21 protein-coding genes and 1 tRNA gene are annotated in these 25,814 nt (G+C 74.5%); 14 read left to right on the top strand and 8 right to left on the bottom strand.

Features of this window, described 5'->3' with window-relative positions; genetic code table 11:
• The first annotated feature begins 42 nt into the window (after window positions 1-42).
• Window positions 43-1,107 carry an adenosine deaminase gene (locus tag ACFPGP_RS22085; protein WP_378593474.1) on the top strand — a complete coding sequence of 355 codons (1,065 nt, stop codon included), beginning with the start codon at window positions 43-45 and terminating at the stop codon, window positions 1,105-1,107.
• Between the two features lie 115 nt (window positions 1,108-1,222).
• On the opposite strand, the gene ACFPGP_RS22080 is transcribed toward ACFPGP_RS22085, so the two are convergent.
• Both ACFPGP_RS22080 and ACFPGP_RS22075 read right to left on the bottom strand, forming a co-directional pair.
• Window positions 1,223-3,955, bottom strand: coding sequence for a cation-translocating P-type ATPase (locus ACFPGP_RS22080; protein ID WP_378593472.1), 2,733 nt, complete (start codon window positions 3,953-3,955; stop codon window positions 1,223-1,225).
• 6 nt (window positions 3,956-3,961) lie between these two features.
• Complete coding sequence (locus ACFPGP_RS22075; RefSeq protein WP_378593470.1) at window positions 3,962-5,044, bottom strand: DUF2157 domain-containing protein; 1,083 nt, start codon at window positions 5,042-5,044, stop codon at window positions 3,962-3,964.
• Window positions 5,045-5,181: 137 nt separating this feature from the next.
• Between ACFPGP_RS22075 and ACFPGP_RS22070 the strand changes: the two genes are divergently transcribed.
• Window positions 5,182-7,686: a cation-translocating P-type ATPase gene (locus ACFPGP_RS22070; protein ID WP_378593468.1), complete on the top strand. Its 2,505-nt coding sequence runs from the start codon at window positions 5,182-5,184 to the stop codon at window positions 7,684-7,686.
• Here the strand turns inward: ACFPGP_RS22070 and ACFPGP_RS22065 are convergent.
• Window positions 7,649-8,686, bottom strand: a complete 1,038-nt coding sequence (locus ACFPGP_RS22065) for a zinc-dependent alcohol dehydrogenase family protein (RefSeq protein ID WP_378593466.1) — start codon at window positions 8,684-8,686, stop codon at window positions 7,649-7,651. The genes ACFPGP_RS22070 and ACFPGP_RS22065 overlap by 38 nt on opposite strands.
• Before the next feature lie 132 nt (window positions 8,687-8,818).
• Here ACFPGP_RS22065 and ACFPGP_RS22060 point away from each other — a divergent pair, with 132 nt between their 5' ends.
• Window positions 8,819-9,070, top strand: coding sequence for a dsRBD fold-containing protein (locus ACFPGP_RS22060; RefSeq protein WP_378593464.1), 252 nt, complete (start codon window positions 8,819-8,821; stop codon window positions 9,068-9,070).
• 89 nt (window positions 9,071-9,159) lie between these two features.
• On the opposite strand, the gene ACFPGP_RS22055 is transcribed toward ACFPGP_RS22060, so the two are convergent.
• Complete coding sequence (locus ACFPGP_RS22055) at window positions 9,160-10,020, bottom strand: class I SAM-dependent methyltransferase (protein WP_378593462.1); 861 nt, start codon at window positions 10,018-10,020, stop codon at window positions 9,160-9,162.
• A gap of 136 nt (window positions 10,021-10,156) precedes the next feature.
• Window positions 10,157-11,266, bottom strand: coding sequence for an alpha/beta fold hydrolase (locus tag ACFPGP_RS22050; RefSeq protein ID WP_378593460.1), 1,110 nt, complete (start codon window positions 11,264-11,266; stop codon window positions 10,157-10,159).
• Between the two features lie 106 nt (window positions 11,267-11,372).
• Here ACFPGP_RS22050 and ACFPGP_RS22045 point away from each other — a divergent pair, with 106 nt between their 5' ends.
• The 6 genes from ACFPGP_RS22045 to idi all read left to right on the top strand — a co-directional run bounded on the left by ACFPGP_RS22045 (window position 11,373) and on the right by idi (window position 16,571).
• Window positions 11,373-12,161: a UbiA family prenyltransferase gene (locus tag ACFPGP_RS22045; RefSeq protein WP_378593458.1), complete on the top strand. Its 789-nt coding sequence runs from the start codon at window positions 11,373-11,375 to the stop codon at window positions 12,159-12,161.
• Window positions 12,162-12,432: 271 nt separating this feature from the next.
• Complete coding sequence (locus ACFPGP_RS22040; protein WP_378593456.1) at window positions 12,433-13,359, top strand: geranylgeranyl reductase family protein; 927 nt, start codon at window positions 12,433-12,435, stop codon at window positions 13,357-13,359.
• Window positions 13,360-13,373: 14 nt separating this feature from the next.
• Window positions 13,374-14,435, top strand: coding sequence for a type III polyketide synthase (locus ACFPGP_RS22035; protein WP_378593455.1), 1,062 nt, complete (start codon window positions 13,374-13,376; stop codon window positions 14,433-14,435).
• Window positions 14,432-14,965 carry an isoprenylcysteine carboxyl methyltransferase family protein gene (locus ACFPGP_RS22030; protein WP_378593453.1) on the top strand — a complete coding sequence of 178 codons (534 nt, stop codon included), beginning with the start codon at window positions 14,432-14,434 and terminating at the stop codon, window positions 14,963-14,965. Before ACFPGP_RS22035 ends, ACFPGP_RS22030 begins: the two co-directional genes overlap by 4 nt.
• Window positions 14,962-15,993 carry an NAD(P)/FAD-dependent oxidoreductase gene (locus tag ACFPGP_RS22025; protein WP_378593451.1) on the top strand — a complete coding sequence of 344 codons (1,032 nt, stop codon included), beginning with the start codon at window positions 14,962-14,964 and terminating at the stop codon, window positions 15,991-15,993. Before ACFPGP_RS22030 ends, ACFPGP_RS22025 begins: the two co-directional genes overlap by 4 nt.
• Window positions 15,990-16,571 (top strand): isopentenyl-diphosphate Delta-isomerase, encoded by a 582-nt coding sequence (gene idi / locus ACFPGP_RS22020; protein ID WP_378593449.1) that lies wholly within the window; start codon window positions 15,990-15,992, stop codon window positions 16,569-16,571. The genes ACFPGP_RS22025 and idi overlap by 4 nt, the downstream gene beginning before the upstream one ends.
• Here the strand turns inward: idi and ACFPGP_RS22015 are convergent.
• Both ACFPGP_RS22015 and ACFPGP_RS22010 read right to left on the bottom strand, forming a co-directional pair.
• Window positions 16,559-17,419, bottom strand: a complete 861-nt coding sequence (locus tag ACFPGP_RS22015) for a hypothetical protein (RefSeq protein ID WP_378593448.1) — start codon at window positions 17,417-17,419, stop codon at window positions 16,559-16,561. The two genes, idi and ACFPGP_RS22015, sit on opposite strands and share 13 nt — an antisense overlap.
• An 11-nt stretch (window positions 17,420-17,430) precedes the next feature.
• The gene (locus ACFPGP_RS22010; RefSeq protein ID WP_378593446.1) at window positions 17,431-18,258 is read right to left on the bottom strand and encodes a hypothetical protein; all 828 of its coding nucleotides are present in this window, start codon (window positions 18,256-18,258) and stop codon (window positions 17,431-17,433) included.
• Window positions 18,259-18,407: 149 nt separating this feature from the next.
• Here ACFPGP_RS22010 and ACFPGP_RS22005 point away from each other — a divergent pair, with 149 nt between their 5' ends.
• The 4 genes from ACFPGP_RS22005 to ACFPGP_RS21990 all read left to right on the top strand — a co-directional run bounded on the left by ACFPGP_RS22005 (window position 18,408) and on the right by ACFPGP_RS21990 (window position 21,599).
• Window positions 18,408-19,055, top strand: a complete 648-nt coding sequence (locus ACFPGP_RS22005) for a GAP family protein (protein ID WP_378593445.1) — start codon at window positions 18,408-18,410, stop codon at window positions 19,053-19,055.
• Window positions 19,052-19,960, top strand: a complete 909-nt coding sequence (mmuM, locus tag ACFPGP_RS22000; RefSeq protein WP_378593443.1) for a homocysteine S-methyltransferase — start codon at window positions 19,052-19,054, stop codon at window positions 19,958-19,960. Before ACFPGP_RS22005 ends, mmuM begins: the two co-directional genes overlap by 4 nt.
• 103 nt (window positions 19,961-20,063) lie before the next feature.
• On the top strand, window positions 20,064-20,888 hold the full coding sequence (locus tag ACFPGP_RS21995; RefSeq protein WP_378593442.1) for a DUF4397 domain-containing protein: 825 nt from the start codon (window positions 20,064-20,066) through the stop codon (window positions 20,886-20,888).
• A gap of 24 nt (window positions 20,889-20,912) precedes the next feature.
• Window positions 20,913-21,599 carry a class F sortase gene (locus ACFPGP_RS21990; protein WP_378593441.1) on the top strand — a complete coding sequence of 229 codons (687 nt, stop codon included), beginning with the start codon at window positions 20,913-20,915 and terminating at the stop codon, window positions 21,597-21,599.
• Window positions 21,600-21,658: 59 nt separating this feature from the next.
• Here the strand turns inward: ACFPGP_RS21990 and ACFPGP_RS21985 are convergent.
• Window positions 21,659-21,735 (bottom strand) — tRNA-Arg (locus tag ACFPGP_RS21985).
• Between the two features lie 711 nt (window positions 21,736-22,446).
• Between ACFPGP_RS21985 and ACFPGP_RS21980 the strand changes: the two genes are divergently transcribed.
• Window positions 22,447-25,794: a hypothetical protein gene (locus ACFPGP_RS21980; RefSeq protein WP_378593440.1), complete on the top strand. Its 3,348-nt coding sequence runs from the start codon at window positions 22,447-22,449 to the stop codon at window positions 25,792-25,794.
• Window positions 25,795-25,814: the final 20 nt, after the last annotated feature.

The raw sequence follows: 25,814 nt of genomic DNA, 5'->3' as shown, positions 1-25,814 counted from the left end.
GGGGATTCCCCCACCCGGCCCGCCGCTGCCACACTGCGACGGGTGAGTGCCCCGGACCTGACCCCTCCCTCCACCCTGCCCTTCTCGGCGTTCGTCGCCGGGCTGCCCAAGGCCGAGCTGCACGTGCACCACGTGGGCTCCGCCTCGGCCCGGATCGTCGGCGAGCTCGCGGAACGGCACCCGGGTGTGGTGCCATCGGACCCCGACGAGCTGCGCGCCTTCTTCGCCTTCCGCGACTTCGCGCACTTCGTCGAGGTGTACCTCGCCGTGGTCGACCTGGTCGCGACGGCCGAGGACGTCCGGCTGCTCACCTACGAGGTCGCCCGCGAGATGGCCGGCCAGCAGCTGCGGTACGCCGAGCTGACCTGCACGCCGTACACCTCGGTCGTGCGGGGCATCCCGATCGAGGCCTGGACCGAGGCGGTCGAGGACGCGCGGGTCGCGGCCGAGCGCGACTTCGGGCTGGTGCTGCGCTGGATCTACGACATCCCCGGCGAGTCCGGGATCCCGGCCGCGGACGCCACCCTCGACTTCGCGCTGCACCACGCACCCGACGCCCTGGTCGGCTTCGGCCTCGGTGGGCCGGAGATCGGGGTGTCGCGTCCGCAGTTCCAGCCGCACTTCGACGCCGCCCGGGCCGCCGGGCTGCGCTCGGTCCCGCACGCGGGGGAGACGACCGGCCCCGAGACGGTGTGGGACGCGCTGCGCCTGCTCGGCGCGGAGCGGATCGGCCACGGCACCAGCGCCGCCCAGGACCCCGCCCTGCTCGAGCACCTGGCCGGGAGCGGGGTCCCGCTGGAGGTGTGCCCGTCGTCCAACATCGCGACCCGGGCCGTGGCGGCGCTCGACGAGCACCCGATCGTCGCCTTCCGCGACGCCGGCGTCACTGTCACCGTGAACTCCGACGACCCGCCGATGTTCGGCACCACGCTCAACCGCGAGTACGAGATCGCCGCCGACCTGCTCGGCCTCGACGAGCGCGGGATCGCCGACCTCGCGAGGGCGGCCGTCACGGCGTCGTTCGCCCCGGAGCAGGTGCGCTCGTCGCTGCTGGCCGAGATCGACGCCTACGTCGCCGCCCGGGCTGACCGGGCTGACCGGGGCTGACCGGGGCTGACCGGCAAATGTTCAGGGCCCCGCAAACTCATACTTTGCGGGGCCTCACCCTTTTGTACTGGGCCCCGACGGCGTGGCCGGGGACCTCGGAGGGCGTGTCGCACTCCTACCCGGCGTGCTCGGCGGCCATTCCTGTGACCTGGGCCGCTCCAGACCGGCGCCGCCCGACCGCCTTGACCGCCTCGTCGACCAGCCAGACCACGACCGGGAAGGGCACCAGCACCAGGAGTTCCTGCCACCCCAGCGGGCGGGTGCCGAGCCAGTCGTTGACGGCGGGCACGTAGATCACGAACGCCGTGAGCGTCACCTCGAAGAGGATGCCCCACAGCAGGAGGCGGTTGGAGAGCACGCCCACCCGCAGCAGCGACACCCGGTCGGTCCGCGCGGCCATGGCCGTCCCGATCTGGCAGGCGACGATGCCGGCGAAGAGCATGGTGGTCGCGGTCAGGTAGGTCTCGTGCAGGGGCGACCCGCTGCCGACGTCGTCACCGAACGACCACCCGTGGGCCAGGAGCACCCACAGGAAGCCGCAGGTCGACAGGACGGCCGAGGGCACGCCGAGGACGCCCCAGGCTCGCGCCAGCATCCGCCCGGTGATGAGGTTCTCGCCGCGCGGACGCGGCGGCCGCTGCATGTTCCCGGGCTCCTCGCGCTCGCGACCGAGGGCCAGGGCCGGCAGGGTCTCGGTGCCGAGGTCGATCAGCAGGATCTGGGCCACCGTCAGGCCCAGGGGGATGGCGCCGCCGGACAGCGCGAAGAGCAGGAAGGGGGCGATCTCGGGGATCGCGTGGGCGAAGATGTAGACGATGAACTTGCGGACGTTGTCGTAGACCCGGCGCCCTGCCCGGATCGCGGCGATGATCGTGGCGAAGTCGTCGTCGGTGAGCACCATCGTCGCGGCCTCGCGCGCCACGTCGGTGCCCGAGGCGCCCATCGCCACCCCGATGTCGGCCCGGCGCAGGGCGGGCGCGTCGTTCACGCCGTCCCCGGTCATCGCGACCACGTGCCCGAGCGCCTGCAGCCGGGTGGCGATCCGCAGCTTGTCCTCCGGGGTGCTGCGCGCGAAGACGGTCTCGCGGCCCGAGCCGAGCACGGCGTCGAGCGCGGCGTCGTCCATCCGCCCGAGGTCCTCGCCGGTCACCAGCACCGGGGGCCCGTCGCCGGCGCTGATGCCGGCGTCGTGGGCCACGGCCACCGCGGTCCGGCCGTTGTCGCCGGTGATCACGTGGATGGTCAGGCCCGCGCCGTGGGCCTGGGCCACCGCGTCCGGGACGGCGTCGCGCACGGGGTCGGAGAGGGCGACGAAGCCGAGCAGCGTCAGGTCCTGCTCGACCTCGGCACGGTCGGTCGGAGCCGGTCCGTGCCACGGCCTCGAGGCGCAGGCGATCAGTCGGACGCCGTGCCCGGCGAGCACGTCGAGACGCCGGACGATGTCGTCGCGCACGGCCTGGTCGAGCGGTACGACGGCGCCCTGGCTCAGGGCGGTGGCGCAGCGGGAGACCACGCTCTCGGGTGCGCCCTTGGTGCTGGCGGTGGTACCCCCGTCGGTGTCGCCGTCGCCCGGTGCGAGCACGGTCATCAGCCGCAGCCGCGGGTCGAAGTGGAAGGTGGCGGTCCGCTCGGCGGGGTGGTGACCGGGGCTGAGCCGGTTCGCCGCCTGGAGCAGGGCGATCTCCGTGGGGTCCCCGAACCCGGTGGCCAGGTCGGCGCTGGTGCAGGACCGCAGGACCGCCGCGATCGCCGTTGCGCTGGTAGCGCTCGGCCGGTGGTGGGCCGAGGCGTCCCAGACCGAGTGGACGCCCATCCGGTTCTGGGTCAGCGTGCCGGTCTTGTCGGTGCAGATGACGTCGGTGGAGCCGAGGGTCTCGATCGCGCTCAGCCGCTTCACCAGCCCGCCCTGGCGGGCCATCTCGGCGACGCCCACGGCCAGGGCCAGGGTGATCGTGGGCAGCAGTCCCTCGGGGACGTTGGCCACCAGCAGGCCGATCGAGAACATCGCGGCGTCGGCCAGGCTCAGCCCCGCGAGCATCCCCAGCGGCAGGAAGGCGACGCCGACGCCGATCGCCACCGCGGCGATCAGCCACGCCACGCGGCGGACCTGTCGCTCGAGCGGGCTCGGCTCCTGGGTGGTGCGGCTGCTGAGCGCGGCGATGCGCCCCAGCTCGGTGGCCATGCCGGTACGGATGACGAGCGCGGTCGCCTCGCCGGAGACGCAGCTGGTGCCGGAGAGCACGACGTCGGGCGTCTCGAACAGGCGCACGCCCTCCGCCGGCGCCGGGGCGCCGGCCTGGCGCAGCACCGGCGCCGACTCGCCGGTGACGGCGGAGAAGTCGCACTCGACGGTGCCCGTGACCAGCTTGGCGTCGGCGCAGATGGCGCCACCCTCCTCGATGAGGAGCAGGTCGCCCGGCACCACCTCGCGGGCCGGCACCTCGCGGCGCACGCCGTCGCGCACCACCATCGCGTGGGGCGGCAGGAACTCGGTGAGGGCGGCCACGGCGTGCTCGGCGTGGCGCTCCTGCACCAGCGCGAAGGCGGCGTTGAGAGCGATCACCGCCACGATCGCGACCGACAGGGCGGTGCTCTGGGTGGTGGCGAGCACGGCGGCGAGCCAGAGCAGCAGCGCCAGCGGGTGGACCAGCTGGCGCACGAGCAGGCGCCAGAAGCTGGTGGCGGCGCGGCTCACCAGCTCGTTGGGGCCGGTGTCGGCCAGGTGCTGCACCGCCTCGTCGGAGGTCAGCCCGGCGGGGTCGAAGCCGGTGTCGGCCGTGAGCTGCGCGAGCGGCTCGAGCAGGAGCTCCTCAGGTGCCGGGACGACAGGCCGGGCGGTCGACGTCACCGGCCATCACCCGGTCAGGGCGCCGACGACGGCGACGGCCGGCACCGCGAGGACCGCGACCACCGTGGCGGCGACCACGGCGGCGCGACGCGGCAGGACGGCCAGCCGGGGCTCACCGACGGCGGGACCACGGCGCACCACCCGCACGGCCAGGCCGACGAGCACGAGGCCGAGCACCACCAGGGCGATCGGGACCGCGAGGCTGTCGGGGAACCACTCCGACACCGCGGCCGGCAGGGACTGGAAGGCGCCGATGGCACCCACGGCGAGCAGCAGCGGGTCGCGGGCGAGCAGAGCCATCACGACGATCAGCGTCGCCGTGGCCAGCGCGAACACCAGCCCCGCGTCGTACTGCAGCGTGAACATGGCGCCGAAGATCATCGCCGCCCCACCGAGGGCGCGCACGACGATCCGGGGCTGGAGCAGCTCGCCCCACCCGAGCAGGACCCAGACGACACCGCCGGCCCACACGGCCACGCCGGGCGCGGCTTCCGGCCCGGCGACGACGGAGGCGAGGGTGCCGGCCGTCGCGAGCGCCGCGACGCCCGTACCGATCTGGAGCAGCAGGGCGCGATCCACCAGGAAGAGCAGCACGCCGAGGACGGTCGCGGTCCCGGCGGCGACCAGTCCGACCTCGGCACCGTCGAAGTCGAGGACCTCGACGGCGAACACGCCGAAGGTCGCGGCGGTGGCGCCGAGCGACGCCGTCCACAGCACGGCACGCAGGCGCTGGCCCGGAGGGCCGAGGCGGGTCGGCACGGCGGCGCCGGCTGCCACCAGCAGCGCCGCGGCGAGGCCGAGCACGGCGAGACGACCCGGGGTGTCCAGCTGGTGCCAGACACGCGCGCCGATGAGGATGGCGCCGACCAGCACGACGACGCCGCCGAGGTAGCCGAGGGCCTCGGCGACCACCGAGGTGGCGGCCGGACGGTGCGGTGCAGGGGGAGCGGCGACGGGGCCGCGGGCGAGGAGCCGGGCGCCCTGCTCCTCGGTGATCAGGCCCTCCGCCACCCAGGTCGTGACCTCGGTGGACAGCCGCTGTTCGGCGGGGCGGGGAGCGGGTGCGTGCGCAGTCGACGGAGCAGACATGACGGCCTCCTTCTCCACTTCCCAGTCATCCGCATGCCGGCCGCCGAGCGTAGGGCCGAAGGTCAGCAGGGGGCGGGTCACAGGGCACTACGGACCAGTCCGGACAGCGGGTTGACTCGGCTACGGACGCTGAGGAGGTGACCCCGGTGGTCGACGTCCGCACCGGTCTGTCCGAGGCCCGGGCTGCGGCGCTGCTCGAGGAGCACGGCCGCAACGAGCCCCCGGTCACCCCGCCCCCGACCGTCCTGCACCGCATCCTCGGTCAGCTCCGCGACCCGATGATCCTGCTGCTGCTGGCGGCGTTCGTCGTGGTCGTCGCCATCGGTGACGGCGCGGACGCACTGATCATCGCGGCCGTCGTGATCGTCAACACCACGATCGGCGTCGTGCAGGAGGTGCGCGCGGAGAACGCCGTGGCGGCACTGCGCTCGATGGCCTCGCCGCACGCGCTGGTGGTCCGCGACGGGCAGGCGCGGCACGTGCCGGCCGCCGAGGTGGTGCCGGGCGACCTGCTGCGGCTCGACGCCGGCGACGTGGTGCCCGCGGACGCGGAGCTGGTGGAGGCGGTCACCTTCGAGGTCGACGAGTCGGCGATGACCGGCGAGTCGGTGCCCGTCGGCCGGGCCACCGGTGACGAGGTGCTCGCCGGCACCGTCGTCACGCGCGGGCGCGGCCTCGGCGTGGTGCGCCGTACCGGCGCCGACAGCGGGCTCGGCCGGATCGCCGCAGCCGTCGTCGCGGCCGGCACCCGCCCCACCCCCCTCCAGCAGCGCCTGTCGCGGCTGTCGCGCCAGCTCGTCGTCGCGGTGGTCGTGATCGCGGTGCTGGTCATGGGGCTCGGGGTGGCCCGCGGGCAGGACGTCGTCGCCACGATGGTGCTGGCGGTCAGCCTGGCGGTGGCCGCGATCCCCGAGTCGTTGCCGGCCGTGGTCTCCGTCGCGCTGGCCATGGGCGCCTACCGGATGGCCCGGCGCGCAGCCGTCGTGCGCTGGCTGCCGTCGGTGGAGACCCTCGGCTCGGTGTCGGTGCTGGCCACCGACAAGACCGGAACCCTCACCGAGGGCCGGATGGTCGTGGAGCGGCTGTGGGTGCCGGGGCACGAGCTCGAGGTCACCGGCCGGGGCTACGAGGTCGCGGGCACGGTCGAGGGCGCGCGTGCCGCCGAGCCGCAGCTCGGGCGCCTGCTGCGCGACGCCGTGCTCTGCAACGACGCCGAGCTGGGCGGCCCCGACGACGGCACCTGGCGTGTCGTCGGCGACCCGCTCGAGGGAGCGCTGCTCGTGTGCGCGGCCAAGCGCGGCCTGCGTGCCGACGAGCTGGCGGCGATGTGGCCGCGCGTCGGCGAGGAGCCCTTCGACGCCGTGCGGCGCCGGATGACCACCGTGCACCGGACCGGCCACGGGCGCCATCTGACCGTGGTCAAGGGCGCGCCGGAGTCGCTGCTGCCCGAGCTCGCCGACCCGCCGCTGGAGCTCGACGCGGCGCGGGAGACGGCCCGCGACCTCGCCGGCCGGGGCTACCGGGTGCTGGCCGTGGCCGACCGCGAGGAGGACGGCGGGCTGCACCTGGCCGGGCTGGCCGCGGTGGCCGACCCGCCGCGACCCGGCGCCGCCGACGTCGTGGAGGCCTGCCGGCGCGCCGGCGTGCGCACCGTGATGATCACCGGTGACCACCCGGCGACCGCGCACGCGATCGCCGAGCGGCTCGGCATCACCCGCTGGGGGCCCGACGTCGTCGACGCCGAGCACGACGCGCTCGACCCGGGTGCCTCGCTCGAGCGGGTCGGCGTCTACGCCCGCGTGCGGCCGGACCAGAAGCTCGACATCCTCCGCGCCTGGCAGTCGCACGGCCACGTGGTCGCGATGACCGGGGACGGCGTCAACGACGCCCCTGCCCTGCGGGGCGCCGACATCGGCGTGGCGATGGGCGACCGCGGCACCGAGGTGGCCCGCCAGGCCGCCTCGCTGGTGCTCGCCGACGACGAGCTCGGCACGGTCGTGGTCGCGATCGGCGAGGGGCGCCGCATCTACGCCAACATCCGCACCTTCCTGCGCTACGGCCTGGCGGGCGGGCTCGCCGAGGTGCTCGTGCTGCTCGGCGCCCCGTTCCTCGGGCTGGCGCTGCCGCTGACGCCGGCGATGATCCTCTGGATCAACCTGGTCACCCACGGCGTGCCGGGCGTCGCCTTCGGCGGCGAGCCGATGGACCCGGCGGTCATGGCCCGACCGTCGCCACCGCCCAGCGAGTCGGTGCTGCACCAGGGCCTGGCGCGCCAGATCGCCTGGACCGGCGCGCTGATCGCTGCCGTCTCCACGGCCGCCGGCCTGCTCGCCGACGCCCACGGCGTCGACGCGCAGACCGTCGTCTTCCTGGTGCTGGGCCTCTCGCAGCTCACGGTCGCGCTGGCCCTGCGCACCCCCCGTCCCCAGCGCTTCTCGCTGGCCGGGCGCGCCCTCGAGCTGTCGGTGCTCGGCGCCGGGCTGCTGCAGGTGCTCGGCGTGTGGTGGGCCCCGCTGCGCGGGCTCCTCGGCACCGAGCCGGTGAGCGCGACGGTGCTGCTCGCGGTGGCGGCCGCTGCCGCGCTGCCCGGCCTCGCGGTCGCGGTCAGCCGTCGGCGACCCGCACCACGGCCGACCCCGTGACCCGTCCCTCGGCCAGGTCGCGCAGCGCCGTACCCGTGTCGCCGAAGGCATAGGACGTGGTCCGCACGTCGAGGTCGAGCACCGCCGCGAGCCGCAGCAGGTCCTCCCCGTCGGCGCGGGTGTTCGCGGTAACGGTGCGCAGGTCGCGCTCGAGGAAGAGGTGGCGGGCGTAGTGGAGGGAGGGCACGTCGGTCATGTGGATCCCGGCCAGGGCCAGCGTGCCGCCGCGGTCGAGCGCCTCGAGCGCGACCGGCACCAGCTCCCCGACGGGGGCGAAGACGATCGCCGAGTCGAGCGGCACCGGCGGCCGGTCGGTCGCGCCCCCGACGGAGGCGACGCCGAGCTCGCGGGCCAGCGCCCGGCTGCCCTCGTCTCGGGTGAGCACGTGCACCTCGGCGCCGCCCGCCATCGCCACCTGCGCGGTCAGGTGCGCGCTGGAGCCGAAGCCGTAGATGCCGAGGCGACCGCCCGGCGGCAGGTTCGCGCGCCGCAGGGCGCGGTAGCCGATGATGCCGCCGCACAGCAGCGGGGCGAGGTGCTCGTCGTCGAGCCCGGGGGGCAGGGCGTAGGCGAACGCGGCCGGCACGACGGCGCGCTCGGCGAAGCCGCCGTCGGCGTCCCAGCCGGTGTAGGTCGAGGCGGGGCACAGGTTCTCCTCGCCGCGGCGGCACCATCGGCAGCGCCCGCACGTGCCCCGCAGCCAGGCGATGCCGACGCGGTCGCCGACCGCCGGGGTCCCCGAGGCTGCCGGGTCGCCCGACGGGTCGGCCAGGTCGGCGCCCAGCGCCTCGACGACGCCGACGACCTGGTGGCCGGGGACCACCCCGTGCCGGCGCGGCGCCAGGTCGCCCTCGGCGAGGTGGAGGTCGGTGCGGCAGACGCCGCAGACCAGCACCCGCAGCAGCAGGTCGCCCGGCCCGGGCTCGGGGTCCGGGCGCTCGCCCAGCGCCAACGGGTGGGTCGCGATCGGCCCGGGCTGGTCGACGTACCACGCGCGCACGGGTCCAGCCTGCCCCCCGTCCGGGGCGCGCCGGTAGTGGGCCAAGGGCCCGCACGGCGATGACTTCCGGCCCTCGTCCACCGTGGGGGAGCGGACGAGGGTGGAGGCACAGCCCCCGAGGGAGGAACGACCATGAGCGAGCACGTCACCCGGTGGTCCGTGGACCTGTACCTGGGCGAGATCGACGGCCGGACCCACGCCGAGGCCCGGCTCATCACCGACGACACGTCGTCGGTGACCGCGACCGGCGTCGCCACGCTGTCCCCGCACGACCAGTACGACGTGCCGGAGATCGGCTACGAGCTGGCGGCCGGCCGCGCCCTGGCCGCGCTGGCCGAGCAGCTGCTGTCCACCGCCCTCGACGACGTCGAGGCGCTCAACTGACCCGACCCCCACGCTGACCCGCCGTTGGTTGACAGCGGGTCAGCGTGAGGTGTTCGCGGGTCAGCGCCGGGGCTGGCGGGCGCGAGCCGTCAGGCGCGGTGCGCGGTGACCAGCAGGTACTCCCACTCCATGACGCCGTCGGTCAGGTGCCGGTCGCCCAGGTCGGCGAGGGCTGCGTCGAGCTCGGCCGCCCGCTCGGGCTGCTCGGCCAGCGAGCGGTAGACCGCGATGGTCGGGCCGTAGTTGGCCTTGAAGTAGTCGCGGAACTCCGCGCCCGAGGCGAAGTGGTCGACCCGGAGCGTGGCCTGCTGGGCCTCCAGTCGCTCCACGCGGCCGCCGAGGAGTCCGCGCACGTGGTCGAGGTCGCCCCACAGCGGCGCCGGGGAGGCCCCCGGGGGCGGAGCCGGGGCGAAGGGCTTCATCGCGGCGAACATCTGGCCGATGAACCCGGCCGGCGTCCAGCTGAGGACGCCGAGGCGGCCGCCCGGCGCCAGCACGCGCACCAGCTCGTCGGCGGCGAGCTGGTGGTGGGGCGCGAACATCACACCGATGCACGACAGCACGACGTCGTGCTCGGCGTCCGCGAAGGGCAGCGCCTCGGCGTCGGCGGTCCGCCAGTCGATGGTGAGCCCCTCGGCCTGCGAGCGGCGGCGCCCGACCTCGACCAGCTCGGGGGTGAGGTCGGTGGCGACCACGTCGGCGCCGGTGCGGGCGGCGGGAAGCGCGGCGGCGCCGCTACCCGCGGCGACGTCGAGGACCCGCTGGTCGTCGCGTACTCCGACGGCGGCGACGAGGGCCTCGCCGAGGCTGCCGACCAGCTCGTCGGCGACGGCGACGTAGTCGCCGAAGGCCCACATGGCGGCGTGCTTCTGCTTGAGGGCGCGGTCCTCGGGGGTGGCGGTGACCGGGGCGGTGCTGGTGGTGGTGCTGGTGGCGGCCGTGCTGGTCATGGTGCTTCCTTCCGGTGCGGTCAGGTGTCGTCACCGTAGGAATCGCCGACGGTGCGCGGCATCGGTGCCAGCGCGCAACCCGCGCCCGGCGGCAGGCGCCGGGTGACGGCCGACGCGTAGTCGCTGCGCAGCGGTGTCAGGCGCCGGCGAGCAGCCGGGCGACGGCGGCGGTGCGGGCGGAGCGGCCCTGCAGGCCGAGCTTGGCGTAGACGTTCTGCAGGTGGCGCTCGACCGTGCGGACGCTCAGGTGCAGCTCTGCGGCGATGGTGTCGTTGTCGCGGCCGAGGGCCGCGGCGCGCAGCACGTCGAGCTCGCGCGCGGACAGCAGCCCGGTGACGGCCTCGGCGGCCGGCTTGGTCGCGGTCGGCGCGGCCGCGCGGTCGTCCTCGAGGAAGGCGTCGACCTCGTGCACGAAGTGCGGCCACGCGGGCTCGTCGGCGAGCAGGATGTGGTTCTTGCTCTCGAGCGCCACGAGCCGGGCGCCCTCGATGTGGGAGGCGAGGTGGCGGGCCTGGGCGAAGCTGTTCATCTTCTCGTCGCGGCACTGCAGCACCAGGGTCGGGACGTCGAGGAGGGGGAGCAGGTGGCGGACGTCGGCGGTGCGGCGCTGGGCGCGGGCGACCACCGCCGTGTCGGCCGTGACCGCCATCCGCTGGAGCTCGTCGAGCCAGCGCATCTGCTCCTCGGTGGCGTCCGGGATCATCAGCGAGGTGAAGACTCGGCGGAACTCCGGAGTGGGTCGCTCCCAGCCGACCTTGATCAGCGAGTCGAACGTCGCGTCGAGCTCGATCTCCTCCGGGGTGGCGTCGGCCAGCGCCCCGGCGTAGCTGTTGTGGAAGATCAGCCGGCTCACCCGCTCGGGGTGACGCACGGCGTACTCGATCGAGACCGGACCGCCCTGCGCCATCGCCAGCAGCGCGAAGCGCTCGAGCCCGGCGTGGTCGACGACCGCCTCGAGGTCGGCGATCCGCAGCTCGAGGCTGTGGTCGGTGACGTCGCGGTCGGAGAGCCCGTGGCCGCGCTCGTCGAAGCGGATCACGGTGGCGATCCGGCCGAGCTCGACGAGCCAGTGGCGCCACACCGGGCTCTGCCAGTCGAACTGCAGGTGGGAGAGCCAGCACGCGTCGATCACCAGCGGCGGACCCGAGCCGTGCACGGCGTACGCGATGCCGGTGCCGTCGGCGGACCGGCAGAACCTGATGTCCTGCACCGGCGTCGCGCCGGGGGTCTCCCGCTGCGCTCCCATCCCGGGATCGTACGGCGCGGCTTCGGCCGCGTGCCATGATCGCCACGACCGACGAGAGGCCCCTGCGATCGCCGCCACCACCTCATCCCCCGCCCCGGCCGCGCCCGTGCGCGCCGTGCTGCGGGCCGCGCACCCGGGGCCCGCGCTCGCGGTGACCCTGGCCGGTGGCCTGCTCGCCGTGGCCGCCGGGCTGGACGCGCTGTGGGTGGCCCTGGTCGTGGCGGCGGTGTTCGCCGGCCAGCTCTCCATCGGCTGGAGCAACGACCTCGTCGACCTCGCCCGCGACCGCGCCGCCCACCGGGGCGACAAGCCGCTGGCCAACGGCCAGGCCTCGGCCGCGCTGGTGCGCGGTCTCTGCGCGGCCGCCGTGGTGCTGTGCGTGCCGCTGTCGCTGGCCTGCGGGCTGGTGGCGGGGGCGGTGCACCTCGTCTGCGTGGCGGCGGGCTGGGCCTACAACTTCGGCCTGAAGTCCACGGCCTGGTCGTGGGCGCCGTACGCCGTGGCGTTCGGCGGCCTGCCGGTCTTCGTCGGCCGGGTCGACGGTGGCTCCGGCTTCGCGCGGTGGGTGCCGGTGGTCGGCGCGCTCCTCGGGGTGGGCGCGCACCTGGTGAACGTCGTGCCCGACCTCGACGACGACGCTGCGACCGGGGTGCGGGGGCTGCCGCACCGGCTCGGCGCACGCGTCTCGGTGCTCCTGGCCTGTGCGCTGCTCGCGACCGGCTCGGTGGTGGTCGTGCTGGGTGCCGGCCTCGACCTCGTGCTCGCGGTGGTGGGCCTGGTCGTGGTCGCCGCGCTGGTCGTCGTGGCCGCCACCTCCGGCGGACGCACGGCCTTCCGGGCCGCGATGGCGATCGCGCTCGTCGACGTCCTCCTGCTGGCGGCGGCGCTCCGGTGACCGAGGACTGGGACCTCGTCGTCGTCGGCGCCGGCCCTGCCGGCGCCGGCGCGGCGCTGGGCGCCCTGCAGCGCGACCCGGCGCTGCGCGTGCTGCTGCTCGACCGGGCCGCCTTCCCGCGCGACAAGTGCTGCGGCGACGGGATCGCTGCCCACGTCTTCGACGAGCTCGCGCAGGTCGGCGTGACCGACGCGGCCGACGGGTGGGAGCCGCTGCAGCGGCTCGCCCTGACCCGCGGTGAGCTCGGGTCGAGCGGCCGATGCGCCGGTCGGTGTGGGTCATCCCTCGCGAGGTCTTCGACTCCCGCCTCGTCGACGCGGCGGTGGCCGCGGGCGCGGTGCTGCGCCGCCACCGGGTCCGAGGCGTCGAGGTCGGCCCCGACGGCGTGGTGCTCGACGGCGCGCTGCGCGCGCCGGTGGTGGTGGGGGCCGACGGCGTCCACTCGGTGGTCCGCGCGGCCGTCGGGCTCGGGCGGCCGGGGCGGCGCGCGCTCGCGCTGCGCGGCTACGCCCCGACGCCCGCCGACCGCCGCGGCACGCAGGTGATCGCGTACGGCGAGCGGCGCCAGCCGTCGTACGCCTGGGCGTTCGACCGCGGCGACGGCCTGTCCAACGTCGGGTACGGCGAGCTGCTGGCGGGCGGTGACGACGAGGCGACGCCGCGGGCGGTGCTGCTCGAGCAGCTCGAGCTGCTGCTGCCGGGCTCGACCGACGGCGGCCGCGGGTGGCGCGGCCACCACCTCCCGCTCTCCGGCTGGTCGTGGCAGCAGCCCGACGGGCCGGTGCTGCTCGCGGGCGACGCCGCCTCGTTGGTCAACCCGATGACGGGGGAGGGCATCTACTACGCCGTCGCCACCGGCATCCGGGCCGGCCGGGCGGCCGCCGCAGCCGTGGCCGACGGCACGCCGGCGCTCGCGGGCGCGGCGTACCGCAGGGAGGTGCGGCGCCTGCTGGCCCGGCACCTGCGGCACACCACGGTGGCCTCCCGGCTCTCGCGCTCGCCGCGCTGGGTGGGCGCCGGCATCACGGCCGCGCGCCGAGACCCGGGAGCGTTCGACGACCTGGTCGAGATCGGGCTCGGCCGCGGGGTGATCACACCCCGACTGGTCAACGGGCTGGTCAACGGGCTGGTGAACGGGCTGGTGCGCGGCCCGGCACGAGGTGGAACCGACGGGGTACCGGGGCGTCCAGCCCCATGACGAAGGAGACGGGCATGCAGATCCTCGCCGTTCGCGGTGCACTGCCGGAGCACCGCTACGCGCAGAAGGAGATCACCGACGCCTTCGCCGAGGTGATCGCGACCGGGCCGGTCGACGACCGGCTGCTCCGGCGGCTGCACGGCAACGCCGGCGTCGAGCACCGCCACCTGGTGCAGCCGCTCGACGCGTACGGCGCGATGACCGACTTCGGGCACGCCAACGACCTCTTCATCGAGGCCGCGGTGCGGCTCGGGTCGCGGGCGCTGCGCGACGTGCTCGACGCCGCCGGGGTCGCGCCGCACGAGGTCGACGTGGTGATGGTGACGACGGTGACCGGCCTCGCCGTGCCCTCGATCGACGCCCGGATCGCCGCCGAGGTGGGCCTGCGGCCCGACGTGAAGCGCTGGCCGCTCGTCGGGCTCGGCTGCGTCGCGGGCGCGGCCGGGTTGGCCCGGCTGAACGACCACCTCGTCGGGCACCCCGACGACGTCGCGGTGCTGGTGTCCGCCGAGATCTGCTCGCTGACCGTGCAGCGCGACGACACCTCGGTCGCCAACCTGGTGGCCAGCGGCCTCTTCGGTGACGGGGCAGCAGCCGTCGTGGCGCGTGGCTCGGCCGGGGCTCCGGGCGCGGTCGAGGTGCTCGACTCGCGCAGCCGGCTCTACCCCGACTCCGAGCGGGCGATGGGGTGGGACGTCACCGCCGGTGGGCTGCGGATCGTCCTCGACGTGTCGGTGCCCGAGCTGGTCGAGACCTACCTGCGCGAGGACGTCACCGGCTTCCTCGCCGACCACGGCCTCGGGCTCGACGACGTCGCCTGGTGGGCCTGCCACCCCGGCGGGCCCAAGGTGCTCGAGGCGGTCGAGACCGCGCTCGAGCTGCCGCGCCGCGCGACCGAGCTGACCTGGGAGTCGCTGGCCCGGATCGGCAACCTCTCCTCGGCGTCGGTGCTGCACGTGCTCGAGGACACGCTGCGTGACCGGCCGCCCGCACCCGGGAGCTGGGGGCTCGTCGTCGCGATGGGTCCGGGGTTCTGTTCCGAGCTGGTGCTGGTGCGGGCGGGGGAGCCGGCGTGACCTCGTTGGTGGCGTTCACCGTGCTGGTGGGGCTGGTCGGGCTCGAGCGGGTGGCCGAGCTGGTCGTCTCGAAGCGCAACGCCGCCTGGGCGCTGGCCCGCGGTGGCGTCGAGGAGGGGCGGGGCCACTACCCGGTGATGGTGGTGCTGCACACCGGTTTCCTGGTCGCGATGCTGGTCGAGGCGTGGGTCGTGCAGCCCGACGTGCCGGCCGCGCTGGCGTGGTCGATGCTGGCGCTCGTCGTCGCGGCCCAGGCGCTGCGGTGGTGGTGCATCGCGACCCTGGGCAGGCGCTGGAACACCCGGGTGATCGTGGTGCCCGGCCTGCCGCTGGTGTCGTCGGGCCCCTACCGGTGGTTCTCCCACCCCAACTACGTCGCCGTGGTCGTCGAGGGGGTCGCGCTGCCGATGGTGCACGCCGCCTGGGTGACGGCCCTGGTGTTCACGGTCGCGAACGCCTTCCTGCTCCGCGTCCGGCTGCGCGTCGAGAACACTGCGCTGGCCCTCGCCCCTGCCGGGAGGCCCGCATGAGGGATCTCGTCGTCGTCGGCGGCGGACCGGTCGGGCTGGCCACCGCGCTGCTCGCCGTGCGGGCGGGGATCGACGTGGAGGTACGCGAGCGGCGTCCGGGCGTCGTCGACAAGGCCTGCGGAGAGGGGCTGATGCCCGGTGCCGTGGCCCTGCTCGCCGAGCTCGGCATCTCTCCTCCGGGCCACCGGGTCGACGGCATCCGCTACCTCGCCGGCGACCGCAGCGTCGACGCGCCGTTCACCCACGGCCCCGGTCTGGGGGTACGGCGCACCGCGCTGCACGCCCGGCTGCGCGAGGCGATCGCGGACGCCGGCGTGCCGGTCGTGGAGCGGGGCGTGCACGACGTGCGTCCGGTGCCCGGTGGGGTGGACGTCGACGGCGAGCGGGCCGGCTGGGTGGTGGCCGCCGACGGCCTGCACTCCACGGTGCGCCGCGGACTCGGCCTCGACGTGCCCGTCCGCCGCGGCCGTCGCTACGGTCTGCGGGTGCACGTGCCCCTCGCCCCCTGGACCTCGCTGGTCGAGGTCCACTGGGGCCACCTGGGGGAGGCCTACGTGACCCCCGTGGCCGACGACTGCGTCGGCGTCGCGGTGCTGACCACGCGCCCCGGGCCCTTCCCCGAGCTGCTCGCCGCCTTCCCCGCGCTCGCCGACCGGCTGCGCGGTGCCGCGCTCGGCCGGGTGCTCGGCGCCGGACCGCTCCGGCAGCGTGCCCGGGCCCGCTCGGCCGGCCGCGTGCTGCTGGTCGGCGACGCCGCGGGCTACGTCGACGCGCTGACCGGCGAGGGCATCGCCGGGGGCCTCGCCCAGGCCGGGCTCGCCGTCCGCTGCGTCGCGGCGGACGACCCCACGTCGTACGAGAAGGAGGCGCGGCGGCTCACCCGCCGCCACGACCTGCTCACCGCAGGGCTGCTGGCCGTCTCGCGCACGCCTGCGCGCCGGGCCGTCGTACCGGCCGCGGACCTGCTGCCCGGCGTCTTCCGCGGGATCGTCGACCAGCTCGCCCGCCCGGCCGGGAGCGCGGCGTGAGCGCCCGCGAGCTCGTGGTGCTCCTCGACGAGGAGGGCCGGGCCGTGGGCACCGCGGACAAGGCGGAGGTGCACGGGGCCGACACCCCGCTGCACCTGGCGTTCTCCTGCTACGTGCTCGACGCGGACCACCGCCTGCTGCTGACCCGCAGGGCGTTGCACAAGAAGACCTGGCCCGGCGCCTGGACCAACACGGTCTGCGGCCACCCCGGGCCGCAGGAGCCGCTGGAGGACGCCGTGCGCCGGCGCGCGCGCGACGAGCTCGGTCTCGAGCTCGAGACGCTCACGCTGGTGCTGCCGGCCTACCGCTACCGGTTCGCGATGGACGACGGCACGGTCGAGAACGAGATGTGCCCGGTGTTCGTGGGGACGACGACAGCCCAGGCCCGCCCCGACCCCGACGAGGTCGACGACGTCGCCTGGGTCGACTGGGTCGAGCTCCGCACGCAGGTCCTGGCCGGCGCCCGGGACGTGAGTCCCTGGTGCGCCGACCAGGTCGGTCAGCTGCCGGCGGAGCCGTGGTCGTCACCCGAGGCCGACCCCGGGCTCCTGCCGGCCGCCGCGCGTCAGCGGGTCTGACGCGCCAGGGGCGCGTCGACGACGTCCACGACGACGGGGTCGAAGGACGTGTAGTCCCAGGTGATCCCGTCCCAGATCTCGTACGAGCCGCTGAGCACGGCCTGTCCGGGCTGGAAGGCCCACCCCGTCACGCTGTCGAACGCGAGCGTGACCGGGATCGGTGCGTCGGGACGGCACTCGAAGCCGCCGCCGTCCCAGTACCCGAGCGCCACGTTGTCCCCGCCAACCCGTTGGCTGGCTCGGACGTAGACGTACAGCAGGGACTCCGTGGTGCACGTGACATCAGCCGTGACGCTCAGGCGACCGGACAGACCGCCGGACGTCGCCTCGAGGTTGGTGAGCGCGAAGCCCGGGTTCGCGACCCGACCGATCGTCAGGAGCGCGGTCCCGCTGCTCGGCGACGGCCCCTGCGAGCTGACGGCGATCCAGTACTTCACCCCGTCGTGGACGCGCATCCGCACCGCGGCCGAGGCTCCCGGCCCACGGTTGCGGTCGGCGTCGACGAGCCGGCGGTGGTTGCGCGGGCCGGCAAACACCGCGAGCTGCGTGTCGTACGACGAGCCGGCGGTGGTGAGCGCCAGCCGGCCGGTGTGGTCGGACCTGAACGTGAACCAGACGCTGTGGGCACCCACGTGACGGCCGTCGGTCGGATCGGCGGTCGCCTCGGTGGTGTCGACCGAGTAGGTGCCCGGCGTGGTGGTCACGACCGTGGCACCGGAGATGTCGTCGTTCGCCGGCGGTTCTGCCTGTGCCGGCGCGACGAGGAAGGCAGGCACGAGGGCCACTGCCGCGGCTGTGCTGATCAGCGCGCCGAGGCGGGGTCGTCGGGTCGTGGTCGACCTGGACATGGTTCCCCCTGTCATCGAGTGGTGCGGGCGAGCGGGTCCTCCACGATGGGGAAGACCCCGGAGTCAAAGGTCAGGCCGGTGTGCGTGATGCCGTCCCACACCTCGGCGCTGCTCACGAACACTCCCTGGCCGGCCTCGAAGGCCCAGCCGGTGTCGCTGTCGAGCGTCAGGGTGATCGGGGTGGGAGCACCTCCGCAGCGCCGGACCTCCAGGTAGGTGAACCCGCGGGCGACGGCGTCACCGACGCGCTCGCTCACGCCGCCGTACAGCCACACCTCGGAGGGAGTGGCGCAGGTGATGGTGCCGGTGAGCACGAGGCGGCCGGACGCGGTGCCGGCGGTGGCGGACTCGACGTCCACGGTGTACGCGGGGTCGGCGACCTTGCCGAGGGTCAGCACGACGTGGCCGCCCGGTCCGCGGGCGGTGCTGACCGCGATCCAGTAGCGGTGCCCCCGCACGACCCTGGTCCGCTCCGCCGACGACTGGCCGGGACCACCGTTGTCGTCCCAGTCGACCAGCGTGCGGTCGCTGCGCGGACCCTGGAAGAGGGTGAGCAGCGTGTCGGGTGTGGAGCCCGCGGTGGTCGAGAGGAGGGTGGTGCTCCGGCTGGCGCGGAACGTGAACCAGATGCTGTGCCCACCGACGTGCCGTCCGTCGCCGGGGCTCGACGTGGCACCGGCGTTGCTCTGGCCGATCGAGCCCGGGACGGTGACGGTCATCGCGCCGACGACGTCGTCGTTCGGGGGTGACGCGGCCTGCGCCGGTGCGCCGAGGGACGCCGGTGCGAGCGTGAGCGCGGCGAGCGACGCCGTCGCCACGACCAGACGACCGTGGGACATGACCACCTCGGGAGACCTCCTGGGTCCCGGCCCCGTCGTCGTCTCCACCGTACGCAGCCACGGGAACGGCAGGTAGAGGACAACGTCACCGCGGCTCGTCGCCGCCGCACCGGACGCCTAGCACCACCCGGGCCTGCGATGATGTGGCCGTGGAGGAGGCCCTGCTGGCGGCCGTGGGCATCGCGGCCTCGCCGTTCGCCGTCGTGCCGGCCGTCCTGCTCCTCTTCGCGGCCCGCCCGGGGGCGTGCTCGGCCGGGTTCGCCGCGGGCTGGGCCGTCGGGGTCGGCGCGGTCACGGCGTCGGCCGTCGTCCTCGCGGACGTCCTCACGCTGCCCGACGCGCCGCCCTCGTGGGTGAGCTGGGCACGGGTCGCGCTCGGCGTGCTCCTGGTGGTGTACGGCGCGGTCAAGCTCGTGCGTCGTCCCGGCGGTGAGCCCGAGGTGCCGGGGTGGATGCGTTCGCTCGAGGAGGCCACGCCGCGGTCCGCACTGCGGTTCGGGCTGCTGGCCTCGGCCCCCAACCCGAAGGTCGCGCTGCTCGCCCTGGCCGGCGGCTTCTCGCTGGGCGCCGACACCGACGGCGGCGCCCGTGAGCTCGGGCTCGTCGTGGCGTTCACCGCGCTCGCGACGTCGACCGCCGCGGCGCCGGTGCTGGCCCACCTCGCCCTCGGCGACCGGGCGCTGCGGAGCCTCGGCCGGGTCAAGGACTGGCTCGTCACCCACCTCGACGCGGTGATGGGTAGCGTGCTCGTCGTGATCGGCGCGGCCGTGCTCTGGAAGGGGGTCGGTGGCCTGTGAGCGCCCGCTCCGGTGCCGCCTCCTCCGACGCCCTCGAGGTGGTCGTGCTCGACGGCGGCCTGTCCACCGCCCTCGAGGAGCAGGGCGCCGACCTCGGCGGCTCGCTGTGGACCGCGCGCCTGCTGGCCGACGAGCCGGACCGCATCGCCGCCGCGCACCGCGCCTTCTTCGACGCCGGGGCTCGGGTGGCGACGACCGCGAGCTACCAGGCCAGCGTCGAGGGCTTCGTCGCCGCCGGTCTCGACCCCGGCGCCGCGCGCACCCTGATCACCCGCAGCGTCACGATCGCCCGCGAGGTGCGGGACGGGCTCGACCGGCCCGGCCTGCGGGTGGCCGCCTCCGTGGGGCCGTACGGCGCGCACCTCGCCGACGGTTCGGAGTACACCGGCCGCTACGGCGTCCCCACCTCGCGGCTGCGCGACTTCCACGGCCCCCGCCTCGAGCTGCTTGCCGCCGCCGGTCCCGACCTCCTCGCCGTCGAGACGATCCCCGACGCCGACGAGGCCGAAGTGCTCGTCCCGCTGCTCGAGGAGCTCGGCGTCCCCGCCTGGTTCAGCTACTCCGTCCGCGGCGACACCACCTGTGCCGGCCAGCCGCTGGACGCGGCGTACGCCGTGCTCGCCGGCGCCTCCTGCCTCGTCGCCGCCGGCGTGAACTGCTCCGACCAGGCCGACGTGCTCGGCGCCGTCCGCCACGCCGTGGCCGCCACCGGCCTCCCGGCGGTCGCCTACCCCAACCGCGGCGGGAGCTGGGACCCGGCCGCGAAGCGCTGGGCCTACGGCGACCCCGTCGACCTCGGCCTCGTCGACAGCTGGGTCGACGCGGGCGCCCGCTTCGTGGGCGGTTGCTGCGGCAACGGACCCGCCGAGATCGCCGCGCTCGCCCGTCACCTGTCCCGGCAGTGAGGGCGTCCCGGGAAGAATTCGCAAGCCCGGCCAATCCGGCACCGCCATGGCTCCGAACCTAGGACAAACCTTGGACAGCAAGGTCTCCCAGGAAGGCTCAGCCATGAAGCGAACCCTTGTCCTCATCTCCGCCGTCGGTCTGGCGGCCGTCCCCGCGGCGATGACCGCGCCCGCCTCGGCCGCCCCCTCGGACGCGACCGTGTCGGTCCTGCACGCCGTCCCCGGTCTCACCGTGGACGTGTACGCCAACGGTGAGGAGCTGATCCCGAACTTCGAGCCCGGCACCCTCACCGACCCGCTCACCCTGCCCGCCGGCACCTACGACCTGCAGGTGTTCGCCGACGGCGACGACCCGGACACCGCGGACCCGGCCATCGAGGCGAAGGGCGTGAAGGTGCCCGCCGGTGCCAACGCGACCGTGGTCGCCCACCTCGACGCCGACGGCAACCCGGTGCTCACGCCGTACGTCAACGACGTGTCGCCGACCGACCCGGGCGAGGCGCGACTCGTCGTCCGTCACACGGCCGCCGCGCCCCCGGTCGACGTCCGCGCGGACGGCAACGTGCTGTTCGCGGACCTCGCGAACCCTGACGAGGCCTCGGCCGACGTCCCCGCGGGCACCTACACCGCCGACGTGACGCTGGCCGGCAAGAACCAGGCCGTCCTCGGTCCGGCCGACCTCGACCTGGTGGAGGGCACGTCCACCATCGTCTACGCGTGGGGCTCCGCCGAGGACGACAACCTCGACCTCGCGGTGCAGACGATCGACGGGCTCCACTCGGCCCCGGCCGGCGTGCCCGGCGGCGAGACCGGAGCCGCGGTCGCCGAGGAGGGAGCCCCGCTGTGGGCCCTCGGCCTGGGAGCTGCCTCGCTGCTGGCCCTCGGCCTCGCCGGGACCCGCCTGGTGCCGGCGCGCGCGCGTCGCTGAGGTAGCGGACCGTAGGGCACGACCATGACGACGCGGGGCAGGAGAGTCTGGTGGGCCGTGGCGATAGCTGCGGTGGCCGGCCTCCTGCTCAGCGTCGTCACCCTCACGACCGGGGACGGCGCGCCGGAGGTCCAGGAGGTCCGCGGCGACGCCGCGGTCTCCGCGCCGGCGACCTCGCCGCGTCCGGGACCGGGCCCGACCCGACCCCCGGCCGACACCGTCGAGGCGCACGATGCGTCGCTGGGCGCCTCGTCCACCGGCCAGCCCCGACCGCCGTCCCGGGTGCGGGTCCCCAGCATCGGGCTGGACGCCACCGTGCGGCCGGTCGGGGTGTCGGAGGACCGGCAGATGCAGCTGCCCGACGACCCACGCGTGCTCGGCTGGTACCGCTTCGGTGCCGCGCCCGGCGAGCGTGGGTCTGTGGTGCTGGCGGGGCACGTCGACTCCCGCACCTACGGCGTCGGACCCCTCGTCGCACTGCAGACCATCACCGCCGGCGCTTGGGTCGAGCTCGCCACGGGTACCGGCGCCGGACGGACCTACCGCGTCGACAGCATCGAGCGCTTCGACCAGCAGGCGCTCCCGGCCACCGTCTTCGCCCGCACGGGCCCGGAGCGCCTCCGGATCGTCACCTGCACCGGCCCGTACCTGCCGGAGCAGGGCGGCTACCAGCAGAACCTCGTCGTCACCGCCGTCCCGGCGCGCAGGTGAACCCGGTCTCTGGAGGCGTCGCGAGCACGCGTGGCGCCCCCTGCATGGCGCCCCCTGCATGGCGCCCCCGGCAGGACTCGAACCTGCGACCAGCGGATTAGAAGGCCGCTGCTCTATCCAGCTGAGCTACGGAGGCGGGGGGTCGGAAGTACGGTCGGGATGACCCTCGGGATGACCACGGTGTCGTTCTCGCCGAACCCGGCGTCAGTCTACGCATGAGCTAGGTCCCGAGCCTGCCACCCTGTGCGACAGTTGAGTTCGCCCGTCACCAGCAAGTCGTGTTCGCGGCGTACTCCTCGCGCCGGAGAATCACCGCCACTGTCCTGGGCGACGGACGCGATCTGGCATGGCCACCTCCTCGGAGTCCGAGGCTCACCGGACCGGTGAGGTTCCTGAACTTCCTCCACCCCAACCCGCGTGCAACCGCTAGGCCCGGCTGCCCGAGGTTGTCTAGCCCGCTCCCTCGCGGGGCGGACCTTTGCGTCGACTGGCATCGGTCGAGGGGCGCGCGGGAACTCCGTGCATGACGTCGGCATCGCTCCACGCTTCGTGTGCCTCCGGTGAACTCAGCCCTGCACCGTCGGTCTGTCCGGGAACGTCCCGTCCCGGTCGTCACGTCTGATAGCCCCTTCGGGCTATGTCAGGGTGCAAGAACGACCTGCTTGACTGCCCTGAACCATGAGTCAGGCTGGGTCCGGGTGATCCCGGGCCATGGGGCGGCTTGCTAGTACCGAACAGGACCTCCGTGTCGATGCCGCCGCGTTCTCGCCCCAGCCGGACGCGTCACCAGCGCGTCGTTCGCCTCCTCGTCGCTGCCGCCCTCGTTCCGCTCGGGATGTTGGTCGCGGTGGCCACTCCGGCCACGGCCGACCACCTCGACTCCGGCGCTGTGATGTCCGACGTGGTGGTCGGCGACGGACACGTGTGCTCGCTGTCCACCGGCGGCGCGGTCTGGTGCTGGGGCGACAACACGTTTGGCCAGCTGGGAACGGGAAGCGACGTTGAGAACGAGTGGCGCCCCGGTCTCGTTCCGGGGCTGTCGGGGGTCACCGCCCTGGCGGCCGGTGCCCACCACACCTGCGCGGTCTTCGGTGTGGACGGCGAGGTCGCCTGCTGGGGCCGCAACGACTCCGGGCAGTTGGGCAACGGCAGCACGAAGCAGAGCAGCCTGCCGGTCGTGGCCGAGGGCGTCACCGGCGCCACCATGGTCGCGGCCGGGCGGGCGCACACGTGCGTCGTGACCGGGGCCGAGCCCGACCAGGAGGTGTGGTGCTGGGGGGCCAACGGGTTCGGCCAGCTGGGCCTCGGGTCGGTTGCCGACGCGAACCTGAGCTACGGGAACTTCTCCGCAGGCCTGCTTCTCGGGCACGACAGCGTCGCGTCCGACGAGGCAGGCCGGGTCTTCACCAGCACCCAGAACGCCCGTGTCTTCGCCTTCGACGAGGATGGCAACACCGAGCAGTCCTGGCGGGTGGGCAGCGGGGCCGCTCCCGGCGGGGCGGTGGCCCCGACCGGCGACGGCGGCGCGTGGGCGGCCGACCCGCGGGGCGGCTCTCCCCTTCTCTACCGGTTGCTGTCGGACGGAGGTGTCGCGGGTCCCGCCAACGTGACCGACCCCGCCATGGGCTGCACGGGCGACCTGTGCCGGCTGGTCGGGCTCGCTCCCACGCCGGATGGAGGGGTCGTGGCCGGCGTGGTCCGGGACTCCGGCCCACCGGTGAGCTGGCTGCGGCGGTACGACGCGACCGGGGCGCCGCTCGGCGGCCTGGTCAAGGTGCCGAACACCACCGGCCCGATCACCGATCTTGCGGCCAGCCGCAACGAGACCGGGACCGCCACATCGATCTTCGCGCTCGAGGGTGAGCGCGTCGTGCGGTTCACCACAAGCCTCACCTATGTGTCCGAGTTCTCGCTCCGCCAGGTCGGTGAGGACTGCGCGATCCGCGACGACTACACCGCGACGTCGCAGGACGTCCCCGACGACCCCACCAAGGCAGACTGGACCTTCACACGCCGGCTCTCGGACTTCCAGCACAGCCGGTTCGGCACCGGGGACGACGGCTACCTGTCGGTGCTGCTCCAGTACGACCTGATCACCCGGACCCTCACCCAGCGGCTCGCCAAGGACCCGGCCCCGGAGATCCCCGAGGACCACGGCCAGTACATCGATGCGCCGGGCAGTCCCGCCACGCAGCCACTGTGCCTGGCCACCGCCGACGCGTTCGGCGCCGGAGCAGGAACGTTGACCGAGGTGCCCACGAGCGCGGCTGTGGGCACGGATCTCCACGCCTCGATCGACGTCACGAGCCTCCCGGACGGCGGCTTCGCCGTCAGCGACGACGACGAGGGCACCAACGGACCGCGACTCTCCCGCCTCGTCCGCATCACCGCCGGTGGTGGCGACGTCGCCGGCTGGGGCCGGGTGTCCTTCCGGAGCATCCCGGCCCGCAGCGTGCCCGCCTGGATCTGGCGGGACGGGCTCAACGGGAACTCCCTCGCCACTGACGAGATCACCTCGCTGGCAGCCGGTCGGCACCACACCTGCGTCGGAGTGCGCCAGGACACCGGGGCGCAGGTGTCCACCGCCTTCGGGTGCTGGGGTGCTGACGGTGCCGGACAGGTGTCGGCGGGTGCTGAGGCGTTCTCCAGCCTGTCCCTGGGCAGGCCTCCCGCGGTCACCGGCTCCCAGACGAGCTTCCCCGTGACGTCGCAGAGATACGCCGCGCACCCGGAGTACGCCGGCCCAGTCTTCGCGGGGGGCAACCAGACGTGTCAGCTGCGCCCCGCCCAGCTCATCTGTCGGGGCGACAACGACGCGGGACAGTTGGGCGCTGCGGACCCGGCGGGAGGATTTGTTCTTTCCACGGTCTCCGGGTCGGATCTCGGAATTGGCGGGCGGCACACGTGCGTCGTGGTCCCGGCATCCCCCTCGGGGCTGACGTGCTGGGGCGCTAACGAGTCCTTCCAGCTGGGGTCCACCAACCCGGTCGGCAGCCCCGTAGCATTGCCCGGCGCCACGGCGGTCAGCGCCGGGCGTGAGACCACCTGTGCCATCAAGGACGGGGACGTCTGGTGCTGGGGCAGCCGGGAGGACGGTCAGATTGGTGACCCGGACCCGCTGCCGGTGCCCAATCCCGTAGCCATCGGCTACTTCCCGGGCGTGGACGCGGTCGTCGCGGGGCCCGCCACTCTCGACGACCCCGCCACCGTCACTTTCGGCCTTCCCGCCGACGCGGTCACCGGCTCGAACGTCGTACTTCGGTCGGCATCCTCCGGACTGCCCGTGAGCACCACGTTGATCTGCCGTGACGGGGACGGCTCGGTGGTCGACTGCGCAGCAGGCGTCGCGCTGGCCGAGGTTCGACCCGTAGCCGGCTGGGTGCCCGGTGGCTCATACGAGCTCGAGGTGAATCCCGCCGGTGTCGAGCCGGCGACGGTCTCCGGGGTTCCGGTTACCGCCGACATCGGCGAGTTCCGTGCCGCGACGTCGGTCGACGCCGTCACGCCCAGCGCCAACTCGGCGTGGGGTGTGGTCCGCGCCCGGAAGGCCCTCGACGGAACCTACCTGCGGGAACGCACGGCGGGAGCGGCCCTGAACTTCGACTTCCGGGGCCGACACCTGAGGCTCATCACTCCCTCCGGGCCCAAGTTCGGCAAGGCCAGCGTGCAGGTGGACGACCGCAAGCCGCTGGTGATCAACCTCTACGCCCCCGCGCCCCATCCAGGTCTCGTGCACGCGATCTTGCGGGTGGGCCGGGGTGCGCACACGGCGACCTTCACCGCGCTGGGTAGGGCCAGCCGCCAGGCACGCAACACCTTTGTCGGTCTCGACGGCCTGGAGACTAGGTCGGGGCTCGTCGGGTCGCCGGTCGCCCAGCAGACTTGGAGCTCCGCGGTCGACGACGCATCTGGCGCACTGCTGCGCTCCCGGGCGCGGGGATCCACGTGGCAGCTCGCGTTCGAAGGCACCGGCGTCAGCTGGTACGGACCCTCGGGACCGGGCGAGGGCGAGGCAAAGGTCTACGTCGACGGGGTGCTGCGCGAGGTCGTCACCGGCTACGCCGACGTGGCGGGCACTGTCGTCCACACCTTCGACGGCCTCACCGATGGGCCGCACACGCTGCTCGTCAAGGTGAAGAGCAAGGGGCCTGGGCCCCTCGACCTGGTTTCGATCGACGGAGCGGAGATCCACTGATGGGCGCCAGGAAGATCACA

The sequence above is a fragment of the Nocardioides taihuensis genome, from assembly GCF_042657275.1.
GTDB classification, from domain to species: domain Bacteria; phylum Actinomycetota; class Actinomycetes; order Propionibacteriales; family Nocardioidaceae; genus Nocardioides; species Nocardioides taihuensis.
This window is presented reverse-complemented; position numbering and strand designations above follow the sequence as displayed.

Excerpts from the sequence above, each read along its gene's own strand:
- ACFPGP_RS22075 (WP_378593470.1), bottom strand. The coding sequence starts at position 5,044 with ATGTCTGCTCCGTCGACTGCGCACGCACCCGCTCCCCGCCCCGCCGAA.
- ACFPGP_RS22060 (WP_378593464.1), top strand. The coding sequence starts at position 8,819 with ATGAGCGAGCACGTCACCCGGTGGTCCGTGGACCTGTACCTGGGCGAG.
- ACFPGP_RS22055 (WP_378593462.1), bottom strand. The coding sequence starts at position 10,020 with ATGACCAGCACGGCCGCCACCAGCACCACCACCAGCACCGCCCCGGTC.
- ACFPGP_RS22050 (WP_378593460.1), bottom strand. The coding sequence starts at position 11,266 with ATGGGAGCGCAGCGGGAGACCCCCGGCGCGACGCCGGTGCAGGACATC.
- ACFPGP_RS22035 (WP_378593455.1), top strand. The coding sequence starts at position 13,374 with ATGCAGATCCTCGCCGTTCGCGGTGCACTGCCGGAGCACCGCTACGCG.
- ACFPGP_RS22025 (WP_378593451.1), top strand. The coding sequence starts at position 14,962 with ATGAGGGATCTCGTCGTCGTCGGCGGCGGACCGGTCGGGCTGGCCACC.
- ACFPGP_RS22015 (WP_378593448.1), bottom strand. The coding sequence starts at position 17,419 with ATGTCCAGGTCGACCACGACCCGACGACCCCGCCTCGGCGCGCTGATC.
- ACFPGP_RS22010 (WP_378593446.1), bottom strand. The coding sequence starts at position 18,258 with ATGTCCCACGGTCGTCTGGTCGTGGCGACGGCGTCGCTCGCCGCGCTC.
- ACFPGP_RS21995 (WP_378593442.1), top strand. The coding sequence starts at position 20,064 with ATGAAGCGAACCCTTGTCCTCATCTCCGCCGTCGGTCTGGCGGCCGTC.
- ACFPGP_RS21990 (WP_378593441.1), top strand. The coding sequence starts at position 20,913 with ATGACGACGCGGGGCAGGAGAGTCTGGTGGGCCGTGGCGATAGCTGCG.